This window comes from Phycisphaera sp. (genome assembly GCA_025916675.1).
In the GTDB taxonomy this organism is placed as follows: domain Bacteria; phylum Planctomycetota; class Phycisphaerae; order Phycisphaerales; family UBA1924; genus JAHCJI01.
This window is the reverse complement of record CP098402.1, coordinates 2,001,551-2,018,198: the sequence shown is the minus strand read 5'-3', so window position 1 is coordinate 2,018,198 and position 16,648 is coordinate 2,001,551. Positions and strand designations below refer to the sequence as shown.

Genomic DNA, 16,648 nt, shown 5'->3' with positions numbered 1-16,648 from the left:
GCTCGGGGGAGCAGAGGAGCAGATGATGCGGAACACGACACGAACCGGCGCGATGCTGGCCGTCGCGGCTGGGTTGGCTTTTGGATCGGCGGCGTACGCCCAGGCCGATTGCCCGGCCGACCTCGACGGTGACGGCTCGCTGACGGTCTTTGACTTTCTCGAATTCCAGAACCTGTTCTCCGCTGGAGATCTGAGGGCGGACTTCGACGGCAACGGCCGGCTGGATATCTTCGATTTCCTCGAGTTCCAGAACCAGTTCGTGATGGGGTGCCCCTCGGGCGACATCGTGAGCCTCCAACTCGCCGCGGTGGAACTCGGCGGGTTCCCGCACGCGGATTACGTGCGGACGTTCAGCACGGGCGAGGTCATCTCCGTCGCGATCGACCCCGCCCAGGCGAGCGTGCCCGGTGGGCCGGTTGACGTGTACCTGGTGGCCGACAAGTCAGCCGCGGAGTGGGACGCCGATCCAACCCTGGTGGACGCTCGCGGGCTGCCGCAGCCGGCGAGCTTTAGCGGCGGTGGATCGACAGCCGACAACATCGCGGCGATGGGTGGCACTGCCTTCTTGAACGCCGACGCAGGTGAGAGTATCGGCGTGCCGTACGATGTCGTGATCGATGTCGATGGCGATGGTGAGCTTGGGGCGGGCGACCTCATCGACGGGCTCGAGAGCGTCGGCTTCTGGCTCTTCAAGGACCTCACGACCCTTGGCCCGGTGGCTCGCACGCGTGTGTCGACGTACACCGCCACGTTCCCAGGCATCCCCAGTACGCGTGATCAGCAGCGGTTGACCTATCCCAGCGACATCGCCAGCCGGAGCGACGTGCCGGTGGTGATCATCAGCCACGGCAACGGGCAGCAGTATGTGTGGTACGACTACATGCACGATCACTTCGCCAGCCACGGCTGGGTGGTGATGAGCCACGAGAACAACACCGGCCCGGGCATCGAGACGGCCAGCGACACCACGCTGCGGCACACCGACTACTTCTTCGGGAACCTCGCGACCATTGCTGGTGGCGCGTTGAACGGGCGGCTCGATCAGAGCCGTACCGTGTGGATCGGCCACAGCCGCGGCGGCGAAGGCGTGGCCCGGGCGTACGACCGCATCGTGACGGGCAGCTACACCCCGGTGAACTATTCGCTGGACGACATCCTTGTGGTATCGAGCATCGCGCCGACCGACTTCGGCATCCGTGCGTTGCCGGGTGATTCCAATTTCCACCTGGTCTACGGCTCGTCTGACGGCGACGTGCGCGGCAGCGTGGCGGGTGGCAGCAAGCCGTTCGCAATCTATGAGCGCGGCACGGGCGACAAGCAGGTGACGTACATCCAGGGCGCCGACCACAACGATTTCAACTGCTGCGGGTTCAACGATTTCAGCGGGCCTCCGGGCACGGAGATCGGCCGGCCCGAGGTGCAGCGCGTGGCGCTCATTGATTGGTTGGCGTTGATCCAGCACTACGTGCGCGGCAACGAGCCGGCCCGCGACGTGCTGGAGCGGCAGTGGGAGAGCCTGGATTATCCGGCAATCTCAGACTCGACGGTCGTGGACAACGAGTATCGCCCCGCGCGTGGCGGTGCTGATTTCGTGGTCGATGATTTCCAGAGCCAGAGCTCGACGACGCTGGCCAGCAGCGGCGCGTCGATCTCGGTGGGGGTGTCGGGCGTGTTCGAGGGCCTGATGCGAGACCTTGACAGCTCGTATACGTGGGTTCCCTCGCAACCGATGAACGGCATGAGCCGCGCGCGACCCGGTTCGCCCGACAACACCAACGGCGTGACGTTCGCTTGGAACGGTTCGCCGGCCTCGTTCGTGTACAACCTCCTTCCGATCCATCGTGACGTGAGCGGGTTCGTGTCACTGAGCTTCCGGGCGTGCCAGATCAGCCGCGCTCCCGAAACGGCCGCCCAGCTTGGTGATCTGGACTTCACCGTGACGCTGGTGGACGGCTCGGGCGGCAGTAGCTCGATCAATATCGGCGCGTACGGCGGCGGTGTCGAGGAGCCCTACCAGCGCACGGGTACCGGCACGGGAGCGGGGTGGTCGAACGAGTTCGAGACCATCACGATCAACCTTGGGGACTTCCTGCGTGATGGCACGAGCCTGGACCTGAGCGACGTCGAGCAGGTGCGCTTCGAGTTCGGGCCGGGCTCGGGATCGTCGCAGGGGCGGATCGGCCTTGACGACGTCGAGTTCCGGGTCGAGTAATTTGGTTGGTGCGTACGCTTGGCCCATGGCCGTAGCGTTGCGTATTGAAGATTTGAGCTTTCGCTACGACCGGGGGGCGGTGGACGCCCCGCCGGTCGTTCGCGTTGGTCACTTCGAGCTAGCTCGCGGCGAGGTGGCACTGCTGCGGGGGCATTCGGGTAGCGGCAAGACGACGCTGCTGGGGCTTGTTGCGGGGCTGCTCGAGCCGACGCTGGGGCGGGTTGAGATCGCCGGGCAGGACTTGCACGCGCTGCGTGGGGGCGCGAGGGATCGTTTTCGGGGGCGGCACCTTGGGTTGGTGTTCCAGACGTTCAATCTGCTGCACGGCTTCAGCGCGATGGAGAACGTGCTGGCGGGGATGATGTTCTCGGAGATCCCGCGCAGTGAGCATAACGGGCGGGCGAGGATGTTGCTGGAGCGATTGGGCATCGAGCGTATGGATGCGCGGCCTGAAGAGTTGAGCGTGGGGCAGCAGCAACGGGTGGCCGTCGCGCGAGCGGTTGCTGCCAAACCCGCGCTCGTATTGGCTGACGAGCCAACGGCGAGCCTGGACCCCGAGAACGCCGACGTGGCGATCGAACTCATCAAGGGCGCGTGCGTCGAGGCCGGGGCAGCGCTGCTGTGCGTGAGCCATGATCCGGCGGCCTCTAAGCACTTCGAGCGGGTTGAGGATCTGGAAACGCTGGCGGAACCTGCGATCGTGGAGCGTGGCTGATGGCGCTCAGCGGGACTCGGGTGGTGCTGCGGTCGCTGCTGGCGCGGCGGTTCCAGACGGTGACGACGACGATCACCGTGGCGATCGCGGTAGGCCTGCTGCTCACGATCTTGAGCATGCGCAACGCGACGCGGGAGACGCTCGAGCGCGGCGCGGGCAACATGCACCTGGTGGTGTCGGCCGAGCCCTCGGCGCTCGTGAGCGTGCTCAACTCGGTGTTCCACGCGGGCACGCCCAGCCGGGCGATGACGTGGTTGCAGGTGCAGCAGTTGCAACGCGACCCGCGGGTGGCGTACGCGCTGCCGATCCAGCAGGGGGACTCGTTCGAGGACTATCCGGTGACGGCCGTCGAGCCGAGGTTCTTTGAGCAATTCAGCCCCGATGCGGGGTACGACCCCGAACGCGATGGCGAGGACGGTCGCTGGAGTGTTGCGAACGGGCGGGCGATCGAGGGCCGATTCGAGGCGGTCCTAGGAGCGCGCGTGGCGCAGGAAACCGGGCTCGGAATCGGAGATGAACTGTTCCTGACGTGCGGGCTTGCCGGCGGTGGGTTCGTGCATGGCGGGTTCAGCTACACCATTGTTGGTGTTCTGGAGTTGAGCGGCACGCCGCACGATCGCGTGGTGTTTGCCGATCTTGCGTCGGGGTGGGTCATCCATGCGCAGGATAAGCGGGATCGGCAAGCGGGGGGCGAGGCCGACCGCGTGACCGAGGGCGACCTGTCGGCGGCGGATCGGTTGGTTACCGGTGTGTACGTGCGCGGTGTCGTTCGTGAAGGGCGACAGGCGTCGGCGGCGGTGGCCGACCTAGCCAGCGACTTGCGGCGGAATCCGTCGCTGATGGTGGCGTCGCCCGCGAGCGAGATCGATGCGCTCTTCCGGATCGTGAGCCGGGTGGATCGGCTGCTGATCGCGATGGCGTTCGTGGTGCTGGTCTCCGGGGCGGTGTCGATCATGCTGGCGCTGTACACGGCGGGGCAGATGCGGCGGCGGGAGGTTGCAACGTTCCGCGTGCTGGGGGCCAGCCGGGGGCGGCTGGTGCTGTGGGTGCTGGCCGAGGCGGTAATGCTGGGAGCCGCCGGGGCGGTGGTTGGTGTGGTGATGAGCGTGCTCGGCGGGCTGGCGGTGTCTTGGGGGCTCAAGGCTCAACTCGGGCTCGTGGTCGAGCCGGCGGTTTCCCCGGTGGCGTTCGGGGTGGTCGGTATGGCGGCCGTCGTGCTGGCGGCGCTGGCGGGGGTGGCCCCGGCGGTGCTGGCGTATCGGACCCCCGTTGCGGCCCACCTCCGGCCCCTGGGCTAGCCTTGCACTCATGATAGATGCGATAAATCAACGAAAGGTGCCGCCTGTGGTCTTCATTGGGGGCGTTGTAGCGCTCGTAGTGTGCGTGGTTGCCGGCGTGGCGGTGTTCGAGGCCAACTCGGGCGGTGCGTCCGGTGGCACGGCGCCCCTGCCCGAGGCCGTGGTGCCAGTGTCGCGTGTGGAGGCCGGGACCGAGACCGGTTCCATCCGCGATCAGGTCGCGCAGGCGGCCCAGCACCAGGACATCGGGCTGCTGGCGATGGCGCCGTTGTACAGCCCGGCGGTGGTTGGGGTCGAGCTCTTCGCTGTCGATGCCCAAGAACCGGCATCGACGGCAACAGGGTTCTTTGTCGGGCCGGGCCGCCTGGCGGTGCCTCGATCGGCGGTCGAGGGCGCGGTGCGCGGTGAGGTCGTGCTCGACATCGGTCGGCGCTTCGACGTGCAGCGGATTGTCGCCGACGTGCCGCAGGTCGATCTGGTGCTGTTGCAGGTGGACTTGCCAAGCGAGCTGATGCGCGGGTTGCAGGTGGCGGTCTTGGAGCCCTTTCCCGAGGAAACGCTGCTGATGATCGGTGCCGCTGCCGAGCCGGGTGAGGAGGACCCAGGGCATCCCGTGGCCGTGCTCGAAGTCTCTCGCGTGCGGGTGGTCGAGCAGGTTGTCAGGATTGTGATGGCTTCGCCGCTGCCCGAGTCGGTGCTGGGATCGCCCTTGTTGACCGATCAGGGCAAGCTTGCTGGCTATGTCGGCCGGGACGCGCAGGGCGAGCAATTGGTGTACGGTGCCGAGCGATTGCTGCGACTCGAACCGTTGCCCGGGCTGACACTGGCCGAGTGGACCGGTGGCACGAGCGTGGAATCGACCCGGCCGCCGCCCGAGACCGAGGACTTGTGGGCCGAGATCCGGGCGTTGCCAAGGCCCGAAGGGTTCGAGACGGCACCGCTTGAGTTCCAAGGCTTTGACGTGAGGCCGGCGAAGATCGAGAAGGTCGACGGGGACCTGCGATTGGATGACCGCTTCACGGTGACGGGCTCGGGTACCAAAGCCGATCCGTACGTGTTGCCTTGGACGCTGATGATGTCGGCGAGCGAGACGTTCAACCCCGCACGCGCCAAATTGGTGCTGCCCGAGCGGGTGACGATGTTTGACGGCCGGTGGGTGCGCTTCGAGGGCAATCTGGCGATCCCCTTCGCCGAGCGTTTTGTCAGCGAGTTGCTCCTGATGCAGCATCCGTGGGACGGGTGCTGTCTGGGTGTGCCGCCGACGCCGTATGATGCGATAGAGATCGCGTTGGCGGCCCCGATCGAGAGCCGCCCCCAGTTTGGGGTACTCACCGGGAAGCTCAAGGTGGATCCGTTCGTTCGTGGGAAGTGGTTGTATGGCATGTACCTGATGGAAGAGGCGGGGCTCTCGAGATCGGCGGAGGCCCTGGAGGACAACTGATGCGAGCGAATATGGCCGTCCTTGGGGCGGCTTTCGGGGCGGTGGTCCTGATGCCATTGGTGGCCCTGGCCCAAGCCCCGGCGACGAGCGTGCGGATCGATGAAGCCCGGAGCGAGCCGCTGGAGACGTGGCGCGAATCGACCGGGCAGATCCGGGCGGCGCGACGGTCGGTACTTGCTGCCGAAGAAGAAGGCCTGGTAGCCGAGGTCGTCGTGCGCGAGGGCGACAAGGTCGAGGCCGGCCAGGTGATCGCAAGGCTGGACGACACGCGCGCCGCGCTTGAGCTTCGTCGTGCAGAAGCCGTGCTGCTCAGCGCCCGGGCGTCGGTGGCCGAGCGCGAGGCGCTGGTTGAGAATGCCCGGCGGGATCTCGAGCGCGTGCAGCAGACCTACGACCGCGGCGGGGGGAACGAGCGCGAGATCGATCAGGCCCGCACCGACCTGCAAGCCGCCGAGGCGCGGCTTGAGGCGGCCCGGGCCGATGTCGTGCTCAACGAGGTTTTGGTTGATCTCGCCAAGACGCGGCTCGAGGACATGGTTGTGAAGGCGCCGTTCACGGGGCGGATCGTGCGACGCAACGCCGAGGCGGGGCAGTGGCTGGGCGGCGGCGACCCCGTGGCGGAGATCGTGTCGCTCAAGACCGTCGAGGCGTGGATCGACGTGCCCGAGCGATTGGTGGCGAGGCTCTCGCAAGAGGGCAGCCAGGTCCGCGTGCGCATCCCGGCGACGGGCGACGAGGTCGAGGCGTCGAGCTTCACGATCGTGCCCGATGCCGATCCGAGGAGCCGATTGTTCCCGGTGCGCATCGTGCTCGAGAATGCCGAGGAGCGGTTTCGTCCGGGCATGAGCGCGATGGGTCTGACGCCGACTGGCGTGACCGAGCCGATGCTGACCGTGCATAAGGACGCGATGCTGCGCGACGACGCGGGCGAGTTCGTGTACTTCGCGGTGCCCGGGCAGGACGGGGGCTTTGCCGCCGCGCCGGCGCGTGTGACGCGGATGTTCGCGGCGGGCGATCGCGTGGCGATCCGGGCCGGCGCGTTGCCGCCCGGAGCGATGGTGGTCGTTGAGGGGAACGAGCGGATGTTCCCGATGCAGCCGTTGAACATCTTGAATCTTCCCGAGGACGACTCGCAGGGGCAACGTGCTGGTGGCGCCGATGATGGTGGTTCGCCGGCCGGAGGGGCTTGATCCGTGGACTTGGTGCGACTTGCGATCCAGCGCCCGGTGGGCGTTGTGGTGGCCGTACTGATCGTGGTGATGTTCGGGCTGATCGGTGTCGGTGCCATCCCGATCCAGCTCACGCCCACGGTCGATCGGCCGATCATCACGGTGACAACGAACTGGCCGGGCCGCAGCCCGCAGGAGGTGGTCGACGAGATCACCAAGGAGCAGGAGGAGCGGCTCAAGAACGTGTCGAATCTCAAGTCGATGCGTTCGCTGAGCAGCGAGGGGTCGGCGTCGATCACGCTCGAATACTACATCGGCTCGGACATCGACCGCGCGTCGCAGGAGGTGTCGGACGCGCTGCGGCAGGTTCCCGAGTACCCCGATGAGGTCGACGAACCGAACATCGCCGATACCAGCGGCGGGCCCGAGAACGCGATCGCGTGGATCATCCTGGACATCGATCCGGACTATCTCGACGAGTTCGAGGACTTCGACATTTCCACGTTGTTCGATCAGGTAGATCGCGAGATCCGGCCGTTCCTGGAGCGCGTTGGCGGGGTGGCCGAGGTCAACGTGTACGGCGGGCGCGAGCGCGAGGTGCGTGTGCTGCTCGACCCCTCCGCGATGGCATTGCGCGGGCTGAACCATGTGGACGTTTTCGACGCCTTGCGCGGCGAGAACCGCAACGTGTCGGCCGGGACGATCGCCGAGGGCAAGCGTGATTACCGCGTGCGCGTCGTCGGGCAGTTCAGCGAGCCCGAGCAGGTGCTGGGCACGATCGTGGCGTACCGCGACGGCAAGCCGGTGTACCTCCGCGACATCGGGACTGTGGAGCTGAGCTACCAGAAGTCGCGCGGCTTCGTGCGTTCGCTGGGCCAGCCGTGCCTGGCGATCAATGTCTTGCGCCAGACCGACGCCAACGTCGTGGAGGTCATGGCTGGCGTCAATGAGCAGATCGAGCAGGTGCGGCTGGACATCCTGCCCAACCTGGACGATCGGGTGGGCCCGCACCTGCGCCTGCGGCAGGTGTACGACGAGACGACGTACATCAGCTCGGCGATCGACCTGGTGCTGCAGAACCTCTGGATCGGCGGCATCCTGGCGGGCGTGGTGCTGCTCGTGTTCCTGCGCAGCGTGCCGGCGACGCTGGTGATCGCGCTGGCGATCCCGATCTCGGTCATCGGCACGTTCCTGGTGCTGCTGGGCCTGGGACGGACGCTGAACGTGATCTCGCTGGCCGGGCTCGCGTTCGCGGTGGGCATGGTGGTCGACAACGCCATCGTCGTGCTCGAGAACATCGACCGCCACCGGGCGATGGGCAAGACGCCCGCGACGGCCGCGTACGACGGCGCCAAGGAGGTCTGGGGCGCGGTGCTCGCGTCGACGCTGACGACGGCCGTGGTGTTCATCCCGATCCTGACGATCCAGGAAGAGGCCGGGCAGTTGTTCCGCGACATCTCGCTGGCCATCGTGGGCGCGGTGTCGCTGTCGCTCATCGTGTCGCTGACGGTGATCCCGTCGGCCAGCGCGAGCTGGCTGGGCGAGGTGCGTGAACCCAAATCGGGATTCGGCCGCGCGGTTCGCAGCCTGGGTGGGCTGGCGACACTGGGCACGATGCTCTGCGAGACCTTCGGCAGGGTTATCCGGTGGATGATGGGCTCGTGGCGTGGGTTCACGCTTCGCCCGCTTGCGATCGTCGTGCTGACGGCCGCGAGCCTGCTGTTGTCGTGGGTGCTGATGCCACCGCTGGACTACCTGCCCGCGGGCAACCGGAACCTCGTGTTTGGGGGCCTGTTGTTGCCTCCCGGCCAGAGCGTCGAGGCGCGCACCGAGCTGGCCGAGCGGATGGAAGCGATGGTGGGGCCGTACACGCTGCAAGAGCTGGGCGAGGACGGCAAGCTGTCGGACCTGCCCAAGATCCCCTACGGCTACGCGCCCGATCCGGAGACCGGCGAGATGCCGGCGTACGAGCCGGTGGCGATCGAGAACTTCTTCATCGGCGCGTTCGGCACGCAGATGTTCGCCGGCGCCACGAGCGCCGACGAGCGCGTCGTGATCCCCATCGGGCAGGTGCTGACCAACACGTTCAACCAGCTCAACGGCGACATCTTCGGCGGCGCGAGCCAGGCGTCGCTGTTCGGCATGGGCGCGACCGGCGGCGGCACGATCGATATCGAGATCAGCGGGCCCAACCTCGAGAAGGTCAAGGCCGTGGCCGGCCAGGTGTTCGGCACGGCCGCGGGCATATACGGGTACGGGCGTGTCCAGCCCAACCCAGCGAACTTCAGCCTCGGGCAGCCCGAGATGCGGGCCGAGGTGAACTCGGTCGGGCGCGACCTGGGCCTGACCACCGAGGGCGTGGGGCTGGCGGTGCGCGGGCTGTTCGACGGCGTGTTCGTGGGCGACTACCAGCTCGACGGCGAGCAGGTCGACCTGGTCATGCTGCCCCTCGGCGGGCGGCTGGAGTACATCGAGAAGATGCTGAGCGTCCCCATCGCCACGCCGGCCGGGCCGGTGGTGCCGGTGGACAGCGTGGTGGACATCACCCGCAGCATCGCGCCCCAGGAGATCAGCCGCGTCGAGGAACTGCCCAGCGTGACCATCAACGTGCGGCCGCCCGAGGGCGAGCCCGTGGGCGAGGTGATCGCGAAGATCCGCAACGAGATCATCGCGCCCCTGCGCGAGAGCGGGCAGATCGATTCGACCATGCGTATCCGGATGGAGGGCACCGCCGCCAAGCTCGACGAGGTGCAGGTGGCGATGTTCGGCATGAGCGCCGATGGACCGAGGACCGCCGGCGGGGCGGGATCGAGGGTGCTGTGGGCGGCCGGCGGCGTTGCCCAGTTTGGCGGGTTGGCCCTCGCGATCGTGACACTCGTGATCTCGATACGGCGGAACCAGCCGTGGTACGCCTACGGCGCGGTGGGGCTCGTGCTCCTTGGCGGCATCTTCCTGCTGCTGTTCGGCGGTTTGGCGGCGAGCCCCGCGCTCCTGACGGCTCGGTTCGTGTGGGCGCTGGCCGTGGTGTACTTGCTGATGTGCGCCCTGTTCGAGAGCTTCTTATATCCCCTGGTCATCATGTTCACGGTGCCCCTGGCGATCGTCGGCGGGTTCGCGGCGCTGGCGTGGGTGCACGCCGTGTCGGCGGCCGACCCGACGATCGCGCCGCAGAACCTGGACGTGCTGACGATCCTGGGCTTCGTGATCCTGGTTGGCATCGTGGTGAACAACTCCATCCTGATCGTGCACCAGAGCCTGGGGTTCATGGATCGAAACCCGATGGAGGACGCCAGCGCCGATGTTGGCGAGGCCCACGAGGCGATCGCCAGGGCCACGACCACGCGCATCCGCCCGATCTTCATGGGCACGCTGACCAGCGTGGGCGGCATGCTGCCGCTCGTCCTCTTCCCCGGGGCGGGCTCGGAGATGTACCGCGGGCTGGGCTCGGTGGTCGTGGGTGGGCTGCTGGTGAGCACGTTCTTCACGCTGCTGCTCACGCCGCTCTTGTTCAGCCTGGTCATCGACATGCGCGTGGCGGCCAAGCGCGCGCTGACGCGGCGGAGCGATGCGGCGAGCGCGCCTGCGCCCCCGGAGCGGCGGCAGGCGCGCGACGAAGCCGTGATCGGCGACGGGGTGGCCCAGCCGGCGGTGTGATGGGGCGGGGTTTCTTTTGTCGCTTCGCCAGCGGGGCCGCGCCCTTTCGGGCTTGTTCGTCTTGTCGCCTCGCCAGCGGGGCCGCGCCCTTTCGGGCTTGTTCGTCTTGTCGCTTCGCCAGCGAAGCCGCGCCCTTTCGGGCTTGTTCGTCTTGTCGCCTCGCCGGCGGGGCCGCGCCCTGCACTCCACGAGCCCCTCGCGTGAGAGGCTCTTGCATCAACGCCGACTCGACAGTGCAATCCCGGGCGCCTTTCCCCTTGCTCTGAGCCCTCTGTGCCCTCCGCGTTCAAGATCTTCAACGCGGAGGTCTCGGAGGTCACAGAGGGAGGCGTGTGGGGCTCCGGTTTGCGAGCGTCAACGGGCTTCTGAGGGCGAGTTTGGTGCAAGAGCCTCGCGAGCGAGGGGGCCCACGCCCGAGAACGGGCACGCCTCGATGCGCCCCGCCGCCGCTGGCAACGCCCCGACCGGCCCATCGGCCGCCGGGGCCGGAACGATCCCCCTTCCGGATGGGGCTATCCGCGCCGGGGATGGAGCACCCGTCGCCCCGGACGGGACCTTCCTGGCTATGGACGGAGCGATCGACGCGGGGGATGGAGTTTTCCTTGCGCCGGATGGAGCAATCGGCGCAAGGGATGGAGCAATCCCCGCGAGGGAAACTCCATCCGGGGGGCCGAAACCGCCCCGGCGGGCCGCGAGAGCGGTTCCTCTATCCGGACCTGCTCCGCAGGGGGCTTTGCTCCGCGGAGGGCTTTGCTCCGCGGGGGGTACTCCGTACGGGGTTCTGTCGTTCCCACTCCACGAGCCCCCGCCGTGAGGCGGGGTGGCCACTCCGTGGGGGGCTTATCCCTCCTTCCGAGCCGCGAGCGTGAGCCCACTCCGTGGGGGGGGCTTCCCCCCCGTCCGAGCCGCGCGGCGTGTGTTACGCGGCCTTCTTCCTGTTCGCCTCGCCGGCGGGGCCCTGCGCCGGGACATGCGCTCGAAGACGAGCGGATGCCCCGTCGCGGCACGGTGAACGCGGGGCCGCGGAGGGCTCGGAGGGGCATGAGAAAAGGCCCGCGTTGGCGGGCCCGTGGGGTGATTCGAGATGTCCGATCCGCCTACGGCCCGGTCGCCTTGTCGTACTCGTCGGCGTAGATCGCCGCGTCGGTGGCGTCGGTCGTGCCGTCGGTGTTCATGTCCACCCGGCGGGCGCCGGTGGAGTAGAGGCTGTTGAACATGGCCATGTCGTAGAGATCAGTGCCGCCGTCGAAGTTCAGGTTCGAGTTGCCGCAGTTGAACACGCTCTGGAACAGCCACACGTCGCGTTTGTCGTTGATGGTGATGTCGTTCTGATGCACCAGCGTGTGCGTCGACCAGAACGCGCACCCTGTCACAGGGTCGGCCTGCATGTCGGCGAAGTCGGCCCAGCGGGCGCCGTCATACTCGTTGAGCGGCCCTGCTTGGACAGTGGTCTCGCTGCCGGACACGATGGCGGTGTAACTGCTGTTGAGCGTGGCCCGACGGACCTCGGGCCAGACCGTCGTGCTCGAATACGTGTACTCGATGTAGGCCACACCCTGCTCGGTCACGCCGATGACCGGGTGGTAGCGTTCGCCGGCGGTATCCAGGCGGCCGGTAGTCTCAACGGTTGGCTTCCAGGCTGTCGAGGGCGTGGAACCCGAAACAGGATCGACCGACCGGAAGTTCGCGAGGTCGGGATCGATCACGTACCACTGGATGATCCACTGGTTGAGGGCCACATCCGACGAATCGACCGGGCGCACGTGATGGACGGCGAAGATGCGCCAGTCGTTGTTGTTGATCTTCACCAGCACGGCGCTGGGGAAGAATGTGGTGGCGGCGGCCGCGGCGGGACGAAATCCGGAATCGGGTGTCATCGGTTGGTACGTCCCGCCGCCGAGGATTGATCCCCCGCGAAACTCGTAGGCGTTGGCGAAGTTCATATCGTCTATCTCGAGAACGGTGGTCGAGCCGGTCTCGAACTTGACGCGCTGGGAGTACTCCCAGCGCGGGCTCTCCGGTGAGGGCGGCGAGTCGTTGAACCACAGCCCGGCGAGACGGATCGAATCCGTGGGGTCACCGATCTCGCCAGCAGGATTCAGGCTGAGGATGAACTGGGCATTGTCCACCTGCTCGAAGGGTTCCTGGACGGTGTAATGCCGCTGATGGTTGTCGGGCACCGGCCGAAGATCAGGATTGCGAAGGAACACCATGTCGCCAGATGACGGCTTGTCACCATCGAGGATCGAGAGCGGGTTGCTTGTCGTGCCGTGAGTGGTTGGGATGATGGCGATGGCGTTGAAGTTGCCTCCGCCGATCAAGGCGTTGCCATTCATCGTCACATAAGCGGCCTGCTCGTCGACCGCGAAGTGCGGCTTGTCGAGCAGCCCCAGGCCCGCGCCCCCAAACGGATCATGTAGTCCTTGCACGTTGCGGTATTTGGTCATCGTGTCCTGTAAGTTGAAGATTGGCCGGGCACCACTCGTGCCCGTGTAGTACCACCAGTCCTCGGCGTCGAATGTGTCGAGCGTGTCCGAGCCCGTCATCGCTTTCGAGACGGCGATGTGCAGCGGCGAGATGTCGTTCTGGCCGGAGCCGGTCGCGGTGTTTTCTTCGCTGTAGAGCATCCAGAGGCGGCCGGATTGTGGGTGGTAGACCGTCTGCGGATCGAAGAACCGGCTGGGGCCCATCGTGGTCAGCGGATCGGCGCGGGTGAACGGCCACGGGTTGGGGTTGGTGCCGCCCACCTGCCGTGAGTTAAGCAGCGATCCGTTCCGGCTGAACAGGGACACACGCATGTTGGAGGTCGTCAGCACGGCCTGGGCGTTGACGCTCACGCCCGCGTCGGTACTGTTCGCGCCGAACGGATCGTCGTCATAGGTCGTGTAGGCGACGGTCTGGACCTGGGCCAGGGCGGTCGAGAGGCCCAAGCCAGCGACGAGGGCGATGCACGAAACGGTCGAACGGGACAGCGCCATGGTGCGCTCCTTTGGGGTTCGGGGATACCGATCCGGGAACGGCCGCGCACACAGGCCACAGTGCGTCAAGCTACCCAATTGTGATCCGCTTCGCAAGCCCATTTTTGTTTGAGAGCATGGAATTCACGATGTGTTTGGGGGGGGGGTCGGGTGTTGAAGCCAATATTCACTTGCATCCTGGTGTCGGATCGGTCACAATGGAGCAATGCACACCCAATACACCGCTGCCACGACTGCCCTTCTCATGTTGGCGGCAAACACGCAAGGCCAGTGCCCCCCCCAGCGCCTGACTTCGCCGTCGGACCTTGCGGCAGACTTTGGTGCTGCCGTTCAAATGAACGATCGCCACCTGCTGGTCGGGGATGCCACCGACTATACGCTTTGCGGCGATCCGTTCTGCCCAAACGGCTACGCCTACGCCTACGAGCGTGACGCCGACGGAGAGTGGGTGTTCACCCAGCGCATTGAGCCGAGCGACCTGGGCTGGAACTATGGCTTCGGCCGGGCCATCGCTTTGGATGGCGACCGGGCCATCATCACCCGCACGTTCGGCCCGGACTGTGGCGGCGTGCCCTACCTCTTTGAGTACGACGGCGAGCGATGGGTCGAAACGGGCCAGCTATGCCCGCCCCCGCTCAGCGGCGTCGACGGCTCCGGAGTAGAGCTTCGGGGGAACATGGCCGTTGTCCGGACCCTGAGCGGTGTGCTCGTGTACCAGCAGGATCCCGAGGATTGGACGCTCACCCACACACTCTTCAATCCCGACGGGACCGGAGAAGCATCTTCTTTCGGCATCGACTTCGACTTCAACGATGACTGGCTCGTCATTGGCGCGTCTTACGAGCGGATCACCGCGATCTTCGGCGGCGCGGCCTACGTCTACCGACGCCTGCCCGACGGCGAACTAGAACTGGCCCAGAAGCTTGTGGCGCCGGATATCCTCACGGGCCCGCAGTTCGGTAACTCGGTCGCCCTCGAAGGCGACACGCTCATCATCGGCGGCAACATCTCGGATAGGAGCTTTGTCGAACAGGGTGCCTTGTATGTGCATCGGTTGGTCGACGGCCAGTGGGTTCTCGAACAAGAGCTCACCCATTCCGATCCGGCGGCACGCGACCGCTTTGGCGTGAGCCTCGCCCTCGACGGTGATCTGCTACTGGTGGGCGCTGGCAGCAAGCCCACCCCGCTAACGATCGGCGCTGCATACCTGTTCCGTCGAGGTGGCGATGGCCATTGGCGAGAGGTCGGCCCGGTGCTGCCCGATGAGCCGGCGTACCAGTACGGCTTCTGGCTTGCGCTGGCCGACGGCATGGCGGCCATCGGTGCCCGCGACACGGTGGTCGCCGGTGAATTCACAGGCTCGGTCGACATCTTCGACATCTCCTGCTTCCTCTGCGCTCCCGACCTCGACGCCGACGGCGCGCTCACCATCTTCGACTTCCTGCTCTTCTTCAACCTCTTCCAGGATGGCGACTCCATCGCAGACTTCGACGGCGATGGCGAGCTGACCATCTTCGACTTCCTGGCGTTCCAGACGGCGTTCGATGCGGGGTGCGAGTGAGACTCATCGCCACCATCCTCGCCCTGCTGGGGATCGCGGTAACCACGCCGGCCCAGTGCCCGCCCCAGCGGCTGACCTCGCCCTCGGATTTTGCGGCAGACTTTGGCCAGCGCCTGGCGATGAACGACCGGCATCTCCTGGTGGCAGATGGTACAGATTACACGCAATGCGGCGATCCGTTCTGCGCAAACGGATATGCCTACGCGTACCAGCGCGACGCCGACGGTGAGTGGGTGTTCACGCAACGGATCGAACCGGCTGGGCTCGGCTGGTCCTGGGGCTTTGGTCGCGCGATCGCCCTCGACGGTGATCGGGCCCTCATCACACGCGCGCTCGGCCTGGACTGCAACATGGTGTTCGAGTTCCAGTTCGATGGCGAGCGGTGGGTCGAGGTCGGGCCGATCTGCGTGCCGCCGCTTACCGGCGTGACCGGGTCGGGCGTCCTGCTGCGCGATGGCGTCGCCATCGTGCAGACGATAAGCGGTGTGCTGGTGTATCGGGAGATCGATGGCGACTGGATCTTCGTGGAGCAGTTGGCCAATCCCAGCGGCACATCCGTGTCGTCGGCGTTCGGCGTCTCGTTCGATCTCAACGACGACTGGCTGGTCATCGGTGCGAGTACGGAGCGATTCACCGCTCCTTTTGGCGGAGCCGCCTATGCCTACCGACGATTGCCCGGCGGCGAACTTGAGCTTCCGCAGAAACTTGTAGCGCCGGACATCCTCAATGGACCGCAGTTCGGCATTGCGCTCGCGCTCGATGGCGACACGCTCGTTGTCGGAGGCCACATCTCCGATCGCCAGTTCGACGAGCAGGGCGCGGTCTATGTGTATCGCCTGGTTGATGGTATCTGGGAGCTGGAGCAAGAGCTGACCCATGCCGAACCGGCACTGCGCGACCGCTTCGGCGTGGGCCTTGCGCTCGAAGGCGACACGCTCCTCGTCGGGGCATCGAGCGGCGATTCACCCACCAGCGACGGGACGGTCTACCTGTTCCGACGCGGCGCTGATGGGCTCTGGCGGGAGACCGCCGCCCTCGTCCCGGAGTTGCAGGCATGGCGGTACGGCTTTCGAACACAACTCGTCGGCAACCTCGCAGCCGTCGGTGCCCGAGACTCGCTTGTCGGTGGCGTTCCGACCGGCTCGGTCGATGTCTTCGACCTCTCCTGCTACCTCTGCCCCCCCGACCTCGACGCCGATGGCACCCTCACCATCTTCGACTTCCTCACATTCCTCAACCTCTTCCAGGACGGCGACCCCCAAGCCGACTTCGACGGCGACGGCGAGCTCACGATCTTCGACTTCCTGGCGTTCCAGAACGAGTTCGACGCGGGGTGTGAGTAGGAGAAGAGGGCACGGCAATGGGCAATAGGCAATTGGGAAGAAGAAGATAAGAACGAAGGCCGCGTGGTGACCCACGCGGCTCGGCAAGAGCGGCGACCCATAAGAACGCACCGCCCAGCCCCTCCGGGCCGTTCTCGCCCGTTCCCGGACCCGACATCCTACTTTTCGCCACAACCATCACGATCCGACTGGATCACCCCCGCGGACCACTCGATACACCAGGCATGGGCGGCACGACCGGCGGCGAGCCGGGGCACGGCCCGAGCGAACCTGGCCG

At 66.5% G+C, this 16,648-nt stretch carries 9 protein-coding genes; 8 read left to right on the top strand and 1 reads right to left on the bottom strand.

What is annotated here, in order from left to right; all coding sequences use genetic code 11:
• Positions 1-25: 25 nt before the first annotated feature.
• The 6 genes from NCW75_08645 to NCW75_08620 are packed head-to-tail and all read left to right on the top strand — an operon-like array spanning position 26 to position 10,489.
• The gene (locus NCW75_08645; protein UYV11371.1) at positions 26-2,212 is read left to right on the top strand and encodes a hypothetical protein; all 2,187 of its coding nucleotides are present in this window, start codon (positions 26-28) and stop codon (positions 2,210-2,212) included.
• Between the two features lie 25 nt (positions 2,213-2,237).
• Positions 2,238-2,927: an ATP-binding cassette domain-containing protein gene (locus tag NCW75_08640; protein ID UYV11370.1), complete on the top strand. Its 690-nt coding sequence runs from the start codon at positions 2,238-2,240 to the stop codon at positions 2,925-2,927.
• On the top strand, positions 2,927-4,225 hold the full coding sequence (locus NCW75_08635; protein ID UYV11369.1) for an ABC transporter permease: 1,299 nt from the start codon (positions 2,927-2,929) through the stop codon (positions 4,223-4,225). The genes NCW75_08640 and NCW75_08635 overlap by 1 nt, the downstream gene beginning before the upstream one ends.
• Positions 4,226-4,235: 10 nt before the next feature.
• Complete coding sequence (locus NCW75_08630; GenBank protein ID UYV11368.1) at positions 4,236-5,666, top strand: serine protease; 1,431 nt, start codon at positions 4,236-4,238, stop codon at positions 5,664-5,666.
• Positions 5,666-6,856 carry an efflux RND transporter periplasmic adaptor subunit gene (locus tag NCW75_08625; protein UYV11367.1) on the top strand — a complete coding sequence of 397 codons (1,191 nt, stop codon included), beginning with the start codon at positions 5,666-5,668 and terminating at the stop codon, positions 6,854-6,856. Before NCW75_08630 ends, NCW75_08625 begins: the two co-directional genes overlap by 1 nt.
• Positions 6,857-6,859: 3 nt before the next feature.
• Positions 6,860-10,489 carry an efflux RND transporter permease subunit gene (locus tag NCW75_08620; protein UYV11366.1) on the top strand — a complete coding sequence of 1,210 codons (3,630 nt, stop codon included), beginning with the start codon at positions 6,860-6,862 and terminating at the stop codon, positions 10,487-10,489.
• Between the two features lie 1,097 nt (positions 10,490-11,586).
• On the opposite strand, the gene NCW75_08615 is transcribed toward NCW75_08620, so the two are convergent.
• A complete protein-coding gene (locus NCW75_08615; GenBank protein UYV11365.1) occupies positions 11,587-13,467 on the bottom strand; it encodes a hypothetical protein in 1,881 nt (626 codons plus the stop codon).
• Between the two features lie 334 nt (positions 13,468-13,801).
• Here NCW75_08615 and NCW75_08610 point away from each other — a divergent pair, with 334 nt between their 5' ends.
• Positions 13,802-15,028, top strand: coding sequence for an FG-GAP repeat protein (locus NCW75_08610; GenBank protein UYV11364.1), 1,227 nt, complete (start codon positions 13,802-13,804; stop codon positions 15,026-15,028).
• Complete coding sequence (locus NCW75_08605) at positions 15,019-16,371, top strand: hypothetical protein (protein UYV11363.1); 1,353 nt, start codon at positions 15,019-15,021, stop codon at positions 16,369-16,371. Before NCW75_08610 ends, NCW75_08605 begins: the two co-directional genes overlap by 10 nt.
• Positions 16,372-16,648: the final 277 nt, after the last annotated feature.

Excerpts from the sequence above, each read along its gene's own strand:
- NCW75_08645 (UYV11371.1), top strand. The coding sequence starts at position 26 with ATGCGGAACACGACACGAACCGGCGCGATGCTGGCCGTCGCGGCTGGG.
- NCW75_08640 (UYV11370.1), top strand. The coding sequence starts at position 2,238 with ATGGCCGTAGCGTTGCGTATTGAAGATTTGAGCTTTCGCTACGACCGG.
- NCW75_08635 (UYV11369.1), top strand. The coding sequence starts at position 2,927 with ATGGCGCTCAGCGGGACTCGGGTGGTGCTGCGGTCGCTGCTGGCGCGG.
- NCW75_08630 (UYV11368.1), top strand. The coding sequence starts at position 4,236 with ATGATAGATGCGATAAATCAACGAAAGGTGCCGCCTGTGGTCTTCATT.
- NCW75_08625 (UYV11367.1), top strand. The coding sequence starts at position 5,666 with ATGCGAGCGAATATGGCCGTCCTTGGGGCGGCTTTCGGGGCGGTGGTC.
- NCW75_08615 (UYV11365.1), bottom strand. The coding sequence starts at position 13,467 with ATGGCGCTGTCCCGTTCGACCGTTTCGTGCATCGCCCTCGTCGCTGGC.
- NCW75_08610 (UYV11364.1), top strand. The coding sequence starts at position 13,802 with ATGAACGATCGCCACCTGCTGGTCGGGGATGCCACCGACTATACGCTT.